The 14,579-nt window shown below is 63.3% G+C and carries 18 protein-coding genes and 1 tRNA gene; 11 read left to right on the top strand and 8 right to left on the bottom strand.

Features of this window, described 5'->3' with window-relative positions:
* The first annotated feature begins 22 nt into the window (after positions 1 to 22).
* A complete protein-coding gene (locus LFL96_RS11070; RefSeq protein WP_280995294.1) occupies positions 23 to 1,153 on the top strand; it encodes an enoyl-CoA hydratase/isomerase family protein in 1,131 nt (376 codons plus the stop codon).
* A 10-nt stretch (positions 1,154 to 1,163) separates the two neighbouring features.
* On the opposite strand, the gene LFL96_RS11065 is transcribed toward LFL96_RS11070, so the two are convergent.
* Positions 1,164 to 1,589: a hypothetical protein gene (locus tag LFL96_RS11065; RefSeq protein WP_280995293.1), complete on the bottom strand. Its 426-nt coding sequence runs from the start codon at positions 1,587 to 1,589 to the stop codon at positions 1,164 to 1,166.
* Positions 1,590 to 2,155: 566 nt separating this feature from the next.
* On the opposite strand from LFL96_RS11065, the gene ssuD reads away from it, so the two are divergent.
* From ssuD to LFL96_RS11045, 4 genes are all read left to right on the top strand, one after another.
* Positions 2,156 to 3,316: an FMNH2-dependent alkanesulfonate monooxygenase gene (ssuD, locus tag LFL96_RS11060; protein ID WP_280995292.1), complete on the top strand. Its 1,161-nt coding sequence runs from the start codon at positions 2,156 to 2,158 to the stop codon at positions 3,314 to 3,316.
* Positions 3,317 to 3,405: 89 nt separating this feature from the next.
* Positions 3,406 to 4,227, top strand: a complete 822-nt coding sequence (gene ssuC / locus LFL96_RS11055; protein ID WP_280995291.1) for an aliphatic sulfonate ABC transporter permease SsuC — start codon at positions 3,406 to 3,408, stop codon at positions 4,225 to 4,227.
* Positions 4,227 to 5,276 (top strand): ATP-binding cassette domain-containing protein, encoded by a 1,050-nt coding sequence (locus LFL96_RS11050; RefSeq protein ID WP_280995290.1) that lies wholly within the window; start codon positions 4,227 to 4,229, stop codon positions 5,274 to 5,276. Before ssuC ends, LFL96_RS11050 begins: the two co-directional genes overlap by 1 nt.
* 114 nt (positions 5,277 to 5,390) lie before the next feature.
* Positions 5,391 to 5,606, top strand: a complete 216-nt coding sequence (locus LFL96_RS11045) for a molybdopterin-binding protein (protein ID WP_280995289.1) — start codon at positions 5,391 to 5,393, stop codon at positions 5,604 to 5,606.
* A 163-nt stretch (positions 5,607 to 5,769) separates the two neighbouring features.
* On the opposite strand, the gene LFL96_RS11040 is transcribed toward LFL96_RS11045, so the two are convergent.
* Positions 5,770 to 6,048: a hypothetical protein gene (locus LFL96_RS11040; protein WP_281000692.1), complete on the bottom strand. Its 279-nt coding sequence runs from the start codon at positions 6,046 to 6,048 to the stop codon at positions 5,770 to 5,772.
* A 175-nt stretch (positions 6,049 to 6,223) separates the two neighbouring features.
* Here LFL96_RS11040 and LFL96_RS11035 point away from each other — a divergent pair, with 175 nt between their 5' ends.
* Both LFL96_RS11035 and LFL96_RS11030 read left to right on the top strand, forming a co-directional pair.
* Positions 6,224 to 6,421 (top strand): hypothetical protein, encoded by a 198-nt coding sequence (locus LFL96_RS11035; RefSeq protein WP_280995288.1) that lies wholly within the window; start codon positions 6,224 to 6,226, stop codon positions 6,419 to 6,421.
* A gap of 131 nt (positions 6,422 to 6,552) precedes the next feature.
* The gene (locus LFL96_RS11030; protein ID WP_280995287.1) at positions 6,553 to 6,795 is read left to right on the top strand and encodes a hypothetical protein; all 243 of its coding nucleotides are present in this window, start codon (positions 6,553 to 6,555) and stop codon (positions 6,793 to 6,795) included.
* A 235-nt stretch (positions 6,796 to 7,030) separates the two neighbouring features.
* On the opposite strand, the gene LFL96_RS11025 is transcribed toward LFL96_RS11030, so the two are convergent.
* Positions 7,031 to 7,297, bottom strand: coding sequence for a hypothetical protein (locus LFL96_RS11025; RefSeq protein WP_280995286.1), 267 nt, complete (start codon positions 7,295 to 7,297; stop codon positions 7,031 to 7,033).
* Positions 7,298 to 7,628: 331 nt separating this feature from the next.
* Here LFL96_RS11025 and LFL96_RS11020 point away from each other — a divergent pair, with 331 nt between their 5' ends.
* Entirely contained in the window at positions 7,629 to 7,982 is a 354-nt protein-coding gene (locus LFL96_RS11020) for a hypothetical protein (RefSeq protein ID WP_280995285.1), read from the top strand.
* 214 nt (positions 7,983 to 8,196) lie between these two features.
* On the opposite strand, the gene LFL96_RS11015 is transcribed toward LFL96_RS11020, so the two are convergent.
* The 3 genes from LFL96_RS11015 to LFL96_RS11005 all read right to left on the bottom strand — a co-directional run bounded on the left by LFL96_RS11015 (position 8,197) and on the right by LFL96_RS11005 (position 9,897).
* A tRNA-His gene (locus tag LFL96_RS11015) sits at positions 8,197 to 8,272 on the bottom strand.
* 103 nt (positions 8,273 to 8,375) lie between these two features.
* Positions 8,376 to 9,326, bottom strand: a complete 951-nt coding sequence (gene dusA, locus LFL96_RS11010) for a tRNA dihydrouridine(20/20a) synthase DusA (protein WP_281000690.1) — start codon at positions 9,324 to 9,326, stop codon at positions 8,376 to 8,378.
* Between the two features lie 220 nt (positions 9,327 to 9,546).
* Positions 9,547 to 9,897, bottom strand: coding sequence for a hypothetical protein (locus tag LFL96_RS11005; protein ID WP_280995284.1), 351 nt, complete (start codon positions 9,895 to 9,897; stop codon positions 9,547 to 9,549).
* A 348-nt stretch (positions 9,898 to 10,245) separates the two neighbouring features.
* On the opposite strand from LFL96_RS11005, the gene LFL96_RS11000 reads away from it, so the two are divergent.
* Together LFL96_RS11000 and cysC are read left to right on the top strand one after the other, a co-directional pair.
* Positions 10,246 to 11,991, top strand: coding sequence for a sulfotransferase (locus LFL96_RS11000; protein WP_280995283.1), 1,746 nt, complete (start codon positions 10,246 to 10,248; stop codon positions 11,989 to 11,991).
* The gene (gene cysC / locus LFL96_RS10995) at positions 11,988 to 12,527 is read left to right on the top strand and encodes an adenylyl-sulfate kinase (protein ID WP_280995282.1); all 540 of its coding nucleotides are present in this window, start codon (positions 11,988 to 11,990) and stop codon (positions 12,525 to 12,527) included. The genes LFL96_RS11000 and cysC overlap by 4 nt, the downstream gene beginning before the upstream one ends.
* A gap of 59 nt (positions 12,528 to 12,586) precedes the next feature.
* Here cysC and LFL96_RS10990 read toward each other — a convergent pair whose 3' ends face one another.
* Positions 12,587 to 12,829, bottom strand: coding sequence for a hypothetical protein (locus tag LFL96_RS10990; protein ID WP_280995281.1), 243 nt, complete (start codon positions 12,827 to 12,829; stop codon positions 12,587 to 12,589).
* A gap of 344 nt (positions 12,830 to 13,173) precedes the next feature.
* The gene (locus LFL96_RS10985; protein WP_280995280.1) at positions 13,174 to 13,386 is read right to left on the bottom strand and encodes a DUF3820 family protein; all 213 of its coding nucleotides are present in this window, start codon (positions 13,384 to 13,386) and stop codon (positions 13,174 to 13,176) included.
* Between the two features lie 138 nt (positions 13,387 to 13,524).
* Between LFL96_RS10985 and LFL96_RS10980 the strand changes: the two genes are divergently transcribed.
* The gene (locus LFL96_RS10980) at positions 13,525 to 14,577 is read left to right on the top strand and encodes an NADP(H)-dependent aldo-keto reductase (RefSeq protein ID WP_280995279.1); all 1,053 of its coding nucleotides are present in this window, start codon (positions 13,525 to 13,527) and stop codon (positions 14,575 to 14,577) included.
* Positions 14,578 to 14,579 lie beyond the last annotated feature (2 nt).

Below are 14,579 nucleotides of genomic sequence, written 5' to 3'. Positions count from 1 at the left end.
GCGCAGCCGCGCTCAGCACGCCATGTCTCTTTCCGCCTCGCCCGCCGTCTGCGACGAAGTCGCGACCTACGTAGCCAACCGCATCGGCTTCATCGACCTGGAGCGGCCGAAGGCGCTCAACGCGCTGTCCACCGGCATGATCCGCGCGATGCACGCCGCGCTCGACCAATGGCGCGACGATCCCGACGTGCTCGCCGTGGTGGTGCGCAGCCAGCATCCGCGGGCGTTCTGCGCGGGCGGCGACATCCGCTTCCTGTACGAATCGGCGCAGCGCGGCGAGCACGAAGCGCGCGACGTGTTCTTCACCGAGGAATACCGCCTCAATCACGCGATCTTCACGTACCCGAAGCCGTATATCGCGTTGATGAATGGCGTCGTGATGGGCGGCGGCATGGGGATTTCGCAGGGCGCGCATCGCACCGGCGGTCTGCGCGTGGTGACGAACTCGACGAAGATGGCGATGCCCGAAACCCGCATCGGCCTCTTTCCGGATGTCGGCGCGGGCTGGTTCCTCGCGCGCACGCCGGGCGCGATCGGCCGCTATCTGGCGGTGACGGGCGAGACCATCGGCGCGGCGGACGCGCTCTACGCCGGTCTCGCCGATGTGTACCTCGACGACAGCGCGTTGCCCGCGCTGGTCGATACCTTGCGCGGCGAACTGTTCGAGCGCGGTGCGGACGTGGTGGCCTGCATCGAACGCGAAGCGCTTGCGCATCAGGTCGTGCCGCAGCCGGAGGAGTCGGTGCTGGCAACCACGCGCGAGTTGATCGACCGGCATTTCGCGCTGCCGGACGTCGCGCGGATTCTCGCGTCGCTGGAGCAGGAACGTCACGGCGAAGCCGCCGAATGGGCCGAACAGATGATCGCGGTGTTGCGCGAACGCTCGCCGCTGTCGATGGCGGTGTCGCTGGAAGTGGTGACGCGCGCCGAGGGTTCGATGGCCGACGTGTTACGCGTCGATCTCGATCTGACGCATTCGAGCTTTACGCACGGCGACACGGTGGAGGGGATTCGCGCGCGCATCATCGACAAGGACAACGCGCCGCGCTGGCGTTTCGCGCGCATCGAAGACGTGAGCGCCGCCGATGTCGAAAAGATGTTCGAGAGCCCGTGGGCCGCGGGCGAGCATCCGTTGCGCGATCTGCGCGGTTAGGCCGGCCGCCTTACTCCTCTTCCTCGCTGGCCATGAAGGCGCGCATGAACACCAGCGCGCCCCAGCCCCACATCGCATTCGCGGCGAAGCCGACTGCCAGGCGCGGCAGCATGTTGCCGCTCGGCCAGATGCCGCGTAGCGGGTCGACCACGAACACGCTCGCCGCCGTCAACGCGATGCCACCGAACACGAAGGCCGGCACCCACGGCGCGCGCCGCTGCGGCGCGACGCGCAGCAGCCAGGCCATCAGCACCGCCCAGAACGCGCTCCAGATCGCATTGGCGATGAACTCGGGCAAGCCGAGCGGTAAGAACGGTGCAGTCGAAAAACCTGTCGGGTCGATCAGACCGGCTGCGTGCAGCAGCGCCAGGGTCGATTCATGAAAGAACAGCGAAGCCAGAAAACCGGCGACGAACGGCAGGATGAGTTTTTGCATGCAGTGCACCGCGAGAGCTCAGGCGGCGCGGTTTGCGCGGCCCGCACCGGGTTATGGGAAACGTGCGCCATTATAGCGAGCGACCCGCGCTTTCCCACATGCCCGGCAGATTGAGTCCGTATGCTTTAGCGTCGGGCTAATCACGAAAGTGGAAAACCTAAGCTCAAAAAAATCGTTCAAAACGCGCGGCCCGATCCATAGACTGTTTCTCCATGCAGACGGCCTTGCCGCCGTCGCCCGTTTAATCGAGCGCAGCCCGCGCACGTTTGGTCGAGGGAAGCCGTCGCGATGTCCTGCCTGATGCCGATCTTCATCCACCGCATGGCGCATGCGCCGCGTTGCGGCTCGTATCCCGGCCGCGGTCGCCGCCATTGTTGATGCCGCTGCTGCGTCGTTAATGCGTCATTGATGCGCCGCCAGGCGGCGCCGACGTTTCTCATTCTCTTTATTGCGTCGCATCGTCCGGCCGGTCAGTCGACCGCCGGTGGGATGCGCGCGGCCGGCGTGTGTGCGCACGATTTGCACCGCCTTCATTCAAACCCGTCTCGAACAAGCAGGAGCAGCACATGAATGTGTTCTGGTTCATTCCGACTCACGGCGACAGCCGCTATCTCGGTACGTCCCAAGGCGCACGCGCAGCCGATTACGACTACTTCCAGCAGATCGCCGTGGCCGCCGACACGCTCGGCTACGAAGGCGTGCTGCTGCCCACGGGTCGCTCCTGCGAAGACGCGTGGGTGGTCGCATCGAGCCTGATCGCGGCGACCCGACGCTTGAAGTTCCTGGTCGCGATCCGTCCGGGCATTTCGTCGCCGGGACTGGCGGCGCGCATGGCCGCGACCTTCGACCGCCTGTCGAACGGACGTCTGCTGATCAACGTCGTGACGGGCGGCGACGCGGCCGAACTGGAAGGCGACGGCGTGTTCGTCGATCACGACACGCGCTACGAAATCACCGACGATTTCCTGAACATCTGGCGCAAGCTGCTGACCGCGGCGCATACCAACGACGCGATCGACTTCGAAGGCAAGCATCTGAGCTCAAAGGGCGGCAAAGCGCTGTATCCGCCGGTGCAGAACCCGCATCCGCCGCTGTGGTTCGGCGGCTCGTCGCCGGCTGCGCACGACATGGCGGGCGAACACATCGACACCTATCTGACCTGGGGCGAGCCGCCCGCGGCGGTGGCGAAGAAGATCGCCGACATCCGCGCCCGCGCGGCGGCGCACGGCCGCACGATCAAGTTCGGCATCCGTCTGCATGTGATCGTGCGCGAGACCGAGGAAGAAGCGTGGGCCGCCGCCGACACCCTGATCAGCAAGCTCGACGACGAAACCATCGCGCGTGCCCAGGCGTCGTTCTCGAAGATGGATTCCGAAGGACAGCGCCGCATGGCCGCGCTGCACGGCGGCAAGCGCGGCGGCCGCGCGGAACTGGAGGTCTATCCGAATCTGTGGGCGGGCGTGGGTCTCGTGCGCGGCGGCGCGGGCACCGCGCTGGTCGGCAATCCGCAGCAGGTCGCGGCGCTGATGAACGAGTACGCGGAACTCGGGATCGATACGTTCATCCTGTCCGGCTATCCGCATCTCGAAGAGTCGTACCGCTTCGCCGAACTGGTGTTTCCGCTGCTGCCGAACCGGCGCAACAAGACCTCGAATGGACCGCTGTCGGGTCCGTTCGGCGAGATCGTCGGCAACAACTATCTGCCGAAGGCCGCGAGTTCGAGCTGAGGTTCGAGCTGAGATTGCAACTGAGGGTGCATCGCGCAACGCTTGAACCGGACCGTTTTCTGGCCGGCCACGCAACGAGGAAGGTGATCATGGCTTCATCCACTGTGAGTTCCGCGGGCAATCGCGTCCCGGGTGCGTTGCGCCGCTTCGGCGCGCATCTCGCGCCGTGGCTCGCGCCGCTCGCGATCCTGCTGGCGTGGGAATTCGCCGCGCGCAGCGGCGTGCTGTCCACGCGCGTGCTGCCCGAACCGCTCGCGGTCGTGAAGGCGGCGTGGTCGCTGATCCAGTCCGGCGAAATGTGGGCCGACGTGAAGGTCAGCACATGGCGCGCGGTGTCGGGCTTCGCGATCGGCGGCGGGATCGGTCTTGCGCTCGGCCTTGCCACGGGGCTGTTCAGGCCGGTCGAAGTCGCGCTCGACTCGACCGTGCAGATGATCCGCAACATTCCCGCGCTCGCGATGATTCCGCTCGTGATTCTGTGGTTCGGCATCGAGGAGCAGGCGAAGGTGTTTCTCGTCGCGCTGGGCGTGTTTTTTCCGATCTACGTGAACACCTTCCACGGCATCCGTTCGGTCGACGCGAACCTGATCGAAATGGCGCGCAGTTATGGCGTGAAGGGTTTCGCGCTGTACCGGCATGTGGTTCTGCCGGGCGCGTTGCCGTCGATTCTGGTCGGCGTGCGTTTCGCGTTCGGGCTGATGTGGGTCACGCTGATCGTCGCCGAAACGATTTCCGCGCAATCGGGGATCGGCTACATGACGATGAATGCGCGCGAGTTCCTGCAAACCGACGTCGTCGTGGTCGGCATCCTGCTGTATGCGGCGCTCGGCAAACTCGCCGACCTGCTCGCGAAGAGCCTCGAGCGCGTGTCGCTGCGCTGGCATCCGGCTTATCAACGAGGAGCGAAATGATGAATGCCACGACTTTGTCGGCGTCGTTCGGCGGCATCGCGGGCAGCGATCTCGAGGCCGAACTGGCGCAAGCGCGCGTCGCCGCGCGCGAGATTCATGACGCTCGCGACGACGCGGGCAGTGCGCATGGCGATGTGTCGTATCAAGTCACGCAGACGGAAACGGCGGTGGGTGACGATGTGAACCATCAAGCGCCCGACGCACGCCGTTCCACGTCCCCCGACGCAGCGCCGCGCCAGTCCGGCGAGGCCGCTCACTACGCCGTGCAGCTGCGCGGCGTCGGCAAGCAATACGGCGAGCGCAAAGTACTGGCCGATTTCGATCTGTCGATCGAGCGGGGCAGTTTCGTCGCGATCGTCGGTCGCAGCGGCTGCGGTAAATCGACGTTGCTGCGGCTCGTCGCCGGCCTTGAAAAAACCACCTCGGGCGTACTCGACAAGCGCGCCGAAGATGGTGGTCCGCTCGACACCCGCATCATGTTTCAGGACGCGCGGCTGCTGCCGTGGAAGAGCGTGCTGCAGAACGTGATGCTCGGACTCGGCCGTGGCGCGCGCGACGATGCGCGTGCGGTGCTCGCCGAAGTCGGCCTGCTCGAACGCGCGAACGACTGGCCCGCGCAACTGTCCGGCGGCCAGCGTCAGCGGGTCGCGCTGGCGCGGGCGCTGGTGCATCGGCCGCAATTGCTGCTGCTCGACGAACCGCTCGGCGCGCTCGACGCGTTGACGCGGATCGAAATGCACACGCTGATCGAACGGCTGTGGCGCGAGCATCGCTTCACCGCGCTGCTCGTCACGCACGACGTGCACGAAGCCGTCGCGCTCGGCGACCGGATTCTGCTGATCGAGGAAGGCCGCATCGCGCTCGATCAGCCGGTGCCGCTTGCCCGTCCGCGGGCGCGCGCGTCGGCAGGTTTCGCGGCGCTCGAGGATCACGTGCTGCAACGCGTGCTGAAGACCGCGCCTAACGACGACGCGTTGTCGCATCGTGCGTACGACGCGCGCGACGAAGGACGCGTGATGCGTCCGACGGATGTGCGCTGGGCGGTTTAGTTCTGGCCGGCAGGTCTGTTCGAATGACCCACATCCGAATCACGTGCGTCGCGCTGCGCACCGCACGTTAAGCCCATTTTTCCCATCGCTTTTCTCGACTCTGGAGTCACCCTGATGACCATCTCCGCCATCAACGTACGCAATCAGTTCAAAGGCAAAATCAAGGAAATCATCCGCGGGTCGGTGGTGTCCGAGGTCGACGTGGAAACGCCTTTCGGCATCGTCACGTCGGTGATCACCACGCGTTCGGTCGACGAACTCGATCTCAAGGTCGGCTCGGAAGTGGTCGCGCTGGTGAAGTCGACCGAGGTGTCGATCGCGCGCTTGTAGGACGCGTTGGCGTCGCGACGCGCGGATGCGTCGCGCCGTTGCGTCGTGCAGTTGCGTCGTGCAGTTGCGTCGTGCAGTTGCGTCATGAGCGCTTTTTATTTTTAGTGCGCTTCAGCGTTCTGTCGCGCCGGTCGTGGATCACGCGGATGAGCCACCACCGGCGCTATTTTGCGTTCGCGCCGCTCGCGGGCGGAGGGTGCGACATGTGGTCGTTGGTCGGCTTCTGCGGACGCTTGATCGGCATGTTGTCCGGGTCGCTGGAGCCGTGGGCGCCTGAGGCGGCTTCGGGTGGCTTGACCATCGTGGCGGCGCCATTCGCGGGTGGCGCGGGGTTCGGTTGCATGTTTTGCGCGAACGCCAACCCGGCACCCGCCCCGAATAGATAAAGCGCCGCGACGCCCGTTGTCAGTGCAGTCCGCGCTGTCAGTCTGCTTCGCTTCATGACATCCTCCGTCGGCGAGACGAGCGAGCGTGTTGGCATCCACGCGTTGCCGCCGTTCGATATGCGTCGCTCGCTTCGGCTCGTCATGTCGTGCGCAATCTCCATGCCTCGCCGGGCATTTGCATCTCCCCTCGAAAGTTGCCAGGATGAATGGATCATCCCGACGGAGACAGCCATGTCGAAGTCATTGAGTCCCGAAGCGATCGAAGCGCTGCGGCGCCTGAACGAAGTCGGCGTCGGTCAACCCGCGCCGGCCTGCGCGCAGGCCGTGGCGGCGGAGTTGCTGGCGAGCGGTCTGGTTGCCGAAGCGAGCGGCGGCGAAGTCGAGATTACCTGCAACGGCCGGCAGTATCTGTCAGGCGATTGCGACTGATCGTCGGCGCGGATCGTGAGGATCGGCGAGCTGGCGATCCTGGGTCCGATACCCTCATCGTGCGATGCGCGCGACGTTGCGCCGCGCGCGGTGACCGTGCGGAAACCGAACGACATCACACGGAGGCGAGCATGCAGCCGAAAGGCCTCGACATGGGCGATTACGAGGAGCGCTACCGGAATTACGACATCGAGGTCGCGGTCGAGCAGGTGCTGACCGGCGTCAAGGCGCATTTCCGGGTGCTGCGCGACGGCGTGGTGTCGATCGACTGGCGGCTCGTGCACATCGACAGCTTGTGGCCGACCGAGCATGCGGCCGCCGAGGCCGGATTTCGCGCGGCGCGCGAGGCGATCGATGCCGAACTTGCCACGTAGCCAAAGCGGCGGGCGGGTGAACCTCGCGCGGCATCCCCGGCCGTCGTGGATGACATTTTTCAGGGCGTATTCAGGACGTAAACGGAACCGGGCGCCGGCATGAATCGCTCATGCACGGCGCCCGGTTCACCCGCTGCCCGTGGCGGCAGCAGTTTCAACGCTGACTACTGACTACCTTCTACGTACTGCGCACTGCGCACTGCTCTTGCTGACTGCGTGACTGCTCTGGCTCGGCTTAGTGGCCGAAGAAAACCGATTGCGGGCCCGACACCGGCTCACGCGTACCCGATTGGGTCGACACGCTCTTCACGCCGCCGTACGAATTGGCTTGCGCGTTAGCCTGTTCGACCGCGACGGTCTGTGCGTTCTGGCCTTGTTGCGAAGCCGGAGCGCCGGCAGCCGGACGGTAGAACGGAGCCGGACCGTAGCCGCTGGCAAACGCGGGAGCAGCGATCGAGGCGGAAACGGCGACGAGAACAGCGGCGATGAGTTTGGTCTTCATGGTGTGACTCCAATAACGTTTCGACTTCAGTTCAGGATGGCGTCGCAGGATCCGGAGGGGTGTGTCTGCAACGTCGATGGAAGGCAGTGTATACCCCTACTATTGAAAATTTGTACCGATAATCTGAAATTACTGTTCTCGATACTGAAATAATCTGTCAGACCTAGGCGGGGCAAGGGAGAGCGGTGGTCCGACCCCGGCGGCAAAGGGGGTTTCGGGGAAAAAGGGTGTGAGAGTAGGAGGGATAAACGTATGGCGATGGCACAGGTGCGCGGCGCGTTTTTGGTATGACATATGTGATGTGTGCCCTTTTTCTACCTACGAGGGGCGAATGAAGTACACCAGGTTCAAAAAGCGGCCAGGGAAACAAAGCCACCTGCAGGCGAGACGCGGACCTCGGGAGAACTGTACGTTGTCGTATCCCATTGACCTGACGCCCCATTCCAACAGCACCCTGTTCGTCACGTTTGCCGATGTGCCGGAAGCGACCAGTGTTGGCGACAACGAAGCCAATGCCATCGTGCAGGCTCTCGACGCGCTGGAAGCCGCGGTCGAGATTTACTTTGCGGAAATGCGGATGATTCCTTTGTCGTCCAGAGCGACGCGTGGCCAGTGTGTCGTGACCTTGCCGGCGCTAGTCACGTCCAAGGTGTTGTTCGCGAATGAAATGCTGCGTCAGGGTTAGCGCTTGGACGTCGCCTGGAAGTGTGACTTGTGTGATCCGCTTTGATGTCGCGATAAGACCCGCTTGGGCGGGAATTTCGCGGTTCGTTAGGGCTGGAAGAAGGGCGGGATGTTGCGATTCATGTGGCGCATCGAATTAGATCGGCCAAAACAAAAACGGCGTTGTGATTTCTCACAACGCCGTTTTTTTAACTCTCTTTACTGCTTGAATTCTGTGGGGTGGCTGATGGGACTCGAACCCACGACGACAGGAATCACAATCCTGGACTCTACCAACTGAGCTACAGCCACCACTAAGATCTGCCTGACTTGCCTAAGACGCTTTGTCTAAAAACACTGGCGCGTCAGCGAAGAAACGAGATTATACGAACAAGATTCCCGTTTGCCTAGTCCTTTATTCAAAAATTTCGACAGGCTCGCGCAGATGCTGTCTTGCCTCGTCGAAGATGCTCAGATCTCGCGCGGCGAGGCGCTTGCTGTCGGACAACACGCGACGCCAGCCACGCGCCCCCGCCTCACCGCGATACAAACCAAGCGCATGCCGTGTGATCGCGCCGAGATACGTGCCACGCGCCATTTCGGCTGCGCAGTAGTCGATCAGTTGCGCCTCGACCTGCTCGCGCGTCAGCGGCGTTTGCGTCGAACCGTAGAAGCGCGCATCGACATCCGCGAGCACGTACGGATTGTGATAAGCCTCGCGCCCGAGCATCACACCGTCGACGTGCTGGAGATGCGTCTCCACTTCGTCCAGCGTTTTGATGCCACCGTTGATGATGATTTCCAGATGCGGGAAATCGCGCTTCAGCTGATAGGCGTAGTCGTACTTCAGCGGCGGAATTTCACGGTTTTCCTTCGGGCTCAAGCCTTTGAGAATCGCGTTGCGCGCATGCACGATAAACACCTCGCAACCCGCCTCCGCGATCGTGCCGACGAAATCGCGCACGAAGCCGTATTCCTCGACTGCATCAACGCCGATCCGATGCTTGACCGTCACCGGTACCGAGACGACATCGCGCATTGCCTTCACGCAATCGGCGACCAGTCGCGGCTCGTTCATCAGGCACGCGCCGAATGCGCCGCGTTGCACGCGCTCGGACGGGCAGCCGCAGTTCAGATTGATTTCGTCGTAGCCCCATTGCTCGCCGAGTTTGGCCGAGCGCGCGAGATCGTCGGGCTCGCTGCCGCCGAGTTGCAAGGCAACCGGGGCTTCGTCGGGTGTAAACGCGAGATGACGCGGCACGTCGCCATGCAATAGCGCGCCGGTCGTCACCATTTCCGTATACAGCCACGTATGGCGCGAAATCACGCGATGCAGCGAGCGACAGTGACGATCGGTCCAGTCCATCATCGGTGCAACGCTGACGCGACGCGGACTGGGAGTTCGAGGAGCAGACATAAGACGGCCAACGGCTTGATTCAAAACGCCGATTTTACCGCATGACGCGAGTTCGCCGGGATGCGCCGGCGACCGACAGGTGTGCCCCGATGTGAAATTGGACAGCAGCGCAAAATGCTGTGCGCACTAATCGGCAATCACGCGTGGGAACGCGAAACCGCAAAAAGCCTCACCGCCCCCGTCCTCCAGAACCACCTCCACTCCACGCGCTGCCGCCGCCGTGATACCCGCCGCCGCCGGCGCCCCCATGCCAGCCGCCACCACCGCCGTGCCAGCCGCCCCCATGCCAGCCGCCGCGGCCATGCCAGTATCCGTTGCCGCCATGGTAATAACAGCATCCGCCCCAGCCGCCCCAGATACCGACCGACCCGTACGCCGGTCCATACGGCGGTCCGTATCCGTAGCCATAGTCGGGGTAATACGGCTGGGCGTACGCGTAGTCGTACGGCGGCGCGACCACGCAACCGCCTAAACCCGCCACCGCCGCCAACAGCGCCATCGACACAATGAGCCTGCTCACGATCGTCTCCTCATATAGCTGTGAGAAGCGTCGCACGTGCACGAGTTCAGCGCCATTTGTGTCCGCAGATTACCGATCGACATCGTTGGTAAGGCAGCGCAATCCACCGTGGCGAAAGGCGCACCCTAGCCATCGCGCGTCGCCGCGATCTTCCGACGTATCACGGCGTCATCGCCCTGTAACAGTTAGTTAAAATTTTGCAACGTAACTGTATGGCGCGGCTGTTACTTTCCCGTCAGACAATACCTTGACGTCCGGCCGGTGGATTGCCCCAAGTCCGGACGCCATGCATGCATCCTCCCACTGCCAGGACCGCTCGATGCGAAGCCTGCAAAAGAACAGCCGTCAATGAAGCACGATCCACAGCCGGCTACCGCGTCCGACTGGCTCGCCGAAGGCGAAGCCTGCGCGGCGCGCGGCGAACTCGACAACGCGCTGCAATGTTTCGACACCGCGCGCGCGTTCGAACCCGCCAATCCCGTCATTCATGAGCGCCGCGCCGCGACGCTCGCCGTCCTGAACCGTTTCAACGATGCGGAAATCGCGTACGGCGCCGCGCTGATGTTCGATCCGGGCAACGCCGATCTGCATCACGGTCTCGGCTGGTGTTTCGAGCAGATGCGCCGTCTCGACGCGGCAGCCGGCGCGTATCGCGACGCGGTGCGCCTCAATCCGAAGGCCGATGGCTCGCACAACAATCTCGGCAACTGTCTGCACGCGCTCGGCCGCTTCGACGAAGCGCACGACGCGTATCGGCACGCGATCGAAGCCGCGCCGATGGTGCCGCTCTATTACCGCAACTTCGTTCAGTCCAAACGCCTGAGTCCCGACGACCCCGTGTTCGCCGCGATGAAGCAACTGGTCGACAACGCCGCCGCATTGAAGCCCGCCGATCAGGCCGAAATCCACTTCGCGTACGGTCAGGCGTTATCGGACATGGGCCGCAACGACGAGTCCTTCGATCAACTGCTGAAGGCCAACGCGCTGCATCGCCCTGGCGTGCGTTACAACGAAGCCGAAGCCTTCGGTCTGTTTTCCAATCTGCCCGGCTTGCTGAACGCGGAGGTGATCGCGGCGAAGGGCGGCCTGGGCGATGCGTCGGCGGCGCCGATTTTTATCGTCGGCATGCCGCGTTCGGGGTCGACCTTGATCGAGCAGATTCTCGCGAGCCATCCGCAGGTGTTCGGCACCGGCGAGCGCACGGAATTCGGCGAGGCGCTGGTGAATGGCATCCGGCGCGATCCCGCCGATCCATTGAAGATCGACATCGACGCGCTGCGCGACGTGGGCGCGGCGCCGCTACGCGCATTGGGCGCGGATTATCTGCGGCGTATCCATGGCGCTTTGCCGGAAATCCAGAGTACGATGCCGGACGACGCAGGCGGTCAAGCTACGGCATCGGCATCAAGTGGCGTGCGGAAAGAAGCGCAAGACGAAGTGCAAGACGCGCTGCCAAACCCGACATCGCGCTACACGCATTTCACCGACAAGTACCCGTTCAATTTCATCAACGTCGGGTTGATTCACCTGGCGTTGCCGAACGCGCGCTTCATCCATAGCAGCCGTTCGCCGTTGCAAACCTGCCTGTCGATTTTTTCGCGGATTTTTCACGACGTCCCGTTCGGCTACGATCTCGGCGAACTGGGCCGTTACTACCGTGCCTACGACACGTTGATGAAACACTGGCAAAGCGTGCTGCCCGAGGGCGTGATGATCGAAGTCAAATACGAGGAGCTGGTCGGCGATTTCGAAGGCGAGGTACGCCGCATTCTCGCGCACTGCGGGCTCGAGTGGGACGAGCGCTGTCTGGCGTTTCACCGGACCACGCGTCAGGTGAGCACCGCCAGCGCGGTGCAGGTGCGCCGGCCGCTCTACAAGACTTCGCTGCAACGCTGGCAGCCGCGCGCGGCGCTGCTGCAACCGTTGATCGACGGCCTGGGTCCGCAGCTCGTTGCCGCCGATGAATCGTTCGTTTCGTCGTTGGTCGATGCAACGAACGCGTCGCCCGACATCGCTAACGGTGCGAACGTCGTCGCCGATACGGCCGGCACGCCCACCACATCCGCCACCCTTCGTACGGAGCGTCCGGCATGAGCGGATCGCGCGGGGCGGTGATCTGGATGACGGGCTTATCCGGCGCGGGCAAATCGACGCTCGCCAACGCGTTGCACCGGCGCCTGAAGGAAGCGGGCCGACCGTCCATCGTGCTCGACGGCGATGTGCTGCGGCGCGGTTTGAATGCCGACCTCGGTTTCACGCACGAGGATCGCACCGAAAACCTGCGGCGCGTCGCACACGTCGCGGCACTGTTCATGCAGCAAGGTTTCGTCGCGATCGCCGCGGTGATTTCGCCCGAAGAGCGGCATCGGCAAGCGGCACGCGACATCGTCGGTGAAGGCTTTGTCGAGGTGTTCGTGAATGCGCCGCTGGCGGTGTGCGAGGCGCGCGATCCGAAGGGACTCTACGTGCGTGCAAGGCGTGGCGAGATTGCGCACTTCACCGGCATTTCCGATCCCTTCGAAACGCCGCTCGCGCCGGACGTACTGATCGAAACCGATCGCACATCCGTCGATCATGCGGTGGCTCAACTGCTCGCCTATCTTTCCGCGCCGACGCCGTCCGCCGGTTAAGCGCAACCACCCGCCATTCACCATTCACCGGTCGCGCGCTCGCGCAACCGGTCCCGTCGTCAATGCATCAAAGCCGGATGATGCAGGGCGGGGTACACGCCGATGAGGAACGCCGCGTAGATCGCGGCCATCGTCACGCCTGCCGCCGTGCCCCAGATATCGCGCGACGCCGCGCCCTGGCGGAAATGGACAGGCAGTCCGACCACCAGATACCCGATCGTGAAGAACACAAGGACCGCACGCACGGGCGAGAGGTCGTGGCCAATAAATTCCAGTAGCGCGGAGAGATTCAGGTCAGACATGAACGGGCAGGCAATGATGCGGTAGTGACGAAGGGCGGTGCGTCGAACGGATAAGCAAAACGGCGGAGCGCGACACTAGAAAAACAACGGGAAAAAACGGTGGGGAAACTCGCGGAACAGCGTGGATCAACTAGCCTGATTTAAGTCCACGCGCGCACGTCATGCAAGAAAAAGTCTGTATGAATTTGTACACGCCTACATAGCTTGCACGTTGCCTGCGCAACGACTTTCATGCAGCTTTGCGGCGTGTCGCAGGACGCTTTCAAAGCGGCGCGGCGACTATCGGTATGCGCACAGACATCGCCACGGGATAACGTCACGTGCCTCGCAGAAGATACAAAAGATCAGCGCTTACGCAACGGTTCGAGCAAAGGCTTCAGACCGTTGTGATCGATCTCCTGCATCAACGCGAGCAAGCGGCCTATCTCTCCAGGCGGGAAGCCCTGGCTCGCAAACCAGTTTAGATAGTGGCCAGGCAGGTCGGCAATCACGCGGCCTTTATATTTCCCGTAGGGCATCACGCGCGTGACCAGCAGTTCGAGGAGTTCGGGGTTCATGGAGAGAATCGGCCTGAGAATGACGGTATGCGCCCGCCGCATTCTAGCCTCACTGCACGCTATGCGTGAGCGTGGTAACGTCGCCGCTTTCCGTTCACACACGCAGTTCACACACGCTAACTTAACAGGACAAGTTCGATGGAATACCGCAGACTCGGCGACTCCGATGTGCAGGTCAGCCTGATCGGTCTGGGCACCATGACATGGGGCGAGCAGAACACCGAACAGGACGCGCACGCGCAGATCGACTACGCGCTCGATCACGGCATCAATCTGATCGATACCGCCGAAATGTATCCGGTCCCGCCGCGCGCGGAAACCCAGGGCGCGACGGAACGCTTCATCGGCACGTGGCTCGCGAAGCATGCCGGCCTGCGCGAAAAGATCGTGCTCGCCACCAAGATCGCCGGCCCCGCGCGTCAACCGCATAACCCGCGCCATATCCGCGGCGCGGGCAACCAGTTCGACCGCCAGAATCTGACCGAGGCGCTGAACGATAGCCTCAAGCGTCTTCAGACCGATTACGTGGATCTGTATCAGCTGCACTGGCCGGACCGCAGCACGATGACGTTCGGCCGTTCGGCGTATCCGTGGGTGGAGGACGAATACACGGTGCCGATCGAGGAAACGCTGTCGGTGCTCGCGGAATTCGTGAAGGCAGGCAAGGTGCGCCACGTGGGTGTGTCGAACGAAACGCCGTGGGGCGTCGCGCAATTTCTGCGCGCGGCGGAAAAACTCGGGTTGCCGCGCATCGTCAGCATCCAGAATCCGTACAGCCTGCTCAACCGCACGTACGAGGCGGGGCTCTCCGAATACGCGCATCGCGACAACATCGGTCTGCTCGCGTATTCGCCGCTCGCGTTCGGCTGGCTGTCGGGCAAGTACGAGGGCGGCGCGCGTCCGGCCGGCGCGCGTATCACGCTATTCGAGCGTTTCCAGCGCTACAGCAGACCGCAGGCCGTGCAGGCCACCACGCGTTACGTCGAACTGGCGAAGCGTCATGGTCTGTCGCCCGCGCAACTCGCGCTGGCCTTCGTGAACAGCCGGCCGTTCGTGACCAGCAATCTGATCGGCGCGACCTCGCTCGATCAACTGAAGGAAAACATCGGCAGCGCGGACGTCAAGCTCTCGCCGGAGGTGCTGGCGGAAATCGACGCGCTGCACGAGTTGCAGCCGAACCCGGCGCCTTGATG

It is taken from the genome of Paraburkholderia sp. D15, from assembly GCF_029910215.1.
GTDB lineage: Bacteria > Pseudomonadota > Gammaproteobacteria > Burkholderiales > Burkholderiaceae > Paraburkholderia.
Note: the sequence above shows the minus strand (reverse complement) of the source record. Positions and strands in the feature narration are given on the sequence as shown.

Bases quoted from the DNA above. Each gene is read 5' to 3' on its own strand.
- LFL96_RS11020 (WP_280995285.1), top strand. From the start codon at position 7,629: ATGAAGTACACCAGGTTCAAAAAGCGGCCAGGGAAACAAAGCCACCTG.
- LFL96_RS11035 (WP_280995288.1), top strand. From the start codon at position 6,224: ATGTCGAAGTCATTGAGTCCCGAAGCGATCGAAGCGCTGCGGCGCCTG.
- LFL96_RS11030 (WP_280995287.1), top strand. From the start codon at position 6,553: ATGCAGCCGAAAGGCCTCGACATGGGCGATTACGAGGAGCGCTACCGG.
- ssuD (WP_280995292.1), top strand. From the start codon at position 2,156: ATGAATGTGTTCTGGTTCATTCCGACTCACGGCGACAGCCGCTATCTC.
- LFL96_RS10990 (WP_280995281.1), bottom strand. From the start codon at position 12,829: ATGTCTGACCTGAATCTCTCCGCGCTACTGGAATTTATTGGCCACGAC.
- ssuC (WP_280995291.1), top strand. From the start codon at position 3,406: ATGGCTTCATCCACTGTGAGTTCCGCGGGCAATCGCGTCCCGGGTGCG.
- LFL96_RS11070 (WP_280995294.1), top strand. From the start codon at position 23: ATGTCTCTTTCCGCCTCGCCCGCCGTCTGCGACGAAGTCGCGACCTAC.
- cysC (WP_280995282.1), top strand. From the start codon at position 11,988: ATGAGCGGATCGCGCGGGGCGGTGATCTGGATGACGGGCTTATCCGGC.
- LFL96_RS11000 (WP_280995283.1), top strand. From the start codon at position 10,246: ATGAAGCACGATCCACAGCCGGCTACCGCGTCCGACTGGCTCGCCGAA.
- LFL96_RS11040 (WP_281000692.1), bottom strand. From the start codon at position 6,048: ATGAAGCGAAGCAGACTGACAGCGCGGACTGCACTGACAACGGGCGTC.
- LFL96_RS11025 (WP_280995286.1), bottom strand. From the start codon at position 7,297: ATGAAGACCAAACTCATCGCCGCTGTTCTCGTCGCCGTTTCCGCCTCG.
- LFL96_RS11065 (WP_280995293.1), bottom strand. From the start codon at position 1,589: ATGCAAAAACTCATCCTGCCGTTCGTCGCCGGTTTTCTGGCTTCGCTG.
- LFL96_RS11050 (WP_280995290.1), top strand. From the start codon at position 4,227: ATGAATGCCACGACTTTGTCGGCGTCGTTCGGCGGCATCGCGGGCAGC.
- dusA (WP_281000690.1), bottom strand. From the start codon at position 9,326: ATGGACTGGACCGATCGTCACTGTCGCTCGCTGCATCGCGTGATTTCG.
- LFL96_RS10985 (WP_280995280.1), bottom strand. From the start codon at position 13,386: ATGAACCCCGAACTCCTCGAACTGCTGGTCACGCGCGTGATGCCCTAC.
- LFL96_RS10980 (WP_280995279.1), top strand. From the start codon at position 13,525: ATGGAATACCGCAGACTCGGCGACTCCGATGTGCAGGTCAGCCTGATC.
- LFL96_RS11045 (WP_280995289.1), top strand. From the start codon at position 5,391: ATGACCATCTCCGCCATCAACGTACGCAATCAGTTCAAAGGCAAAATC.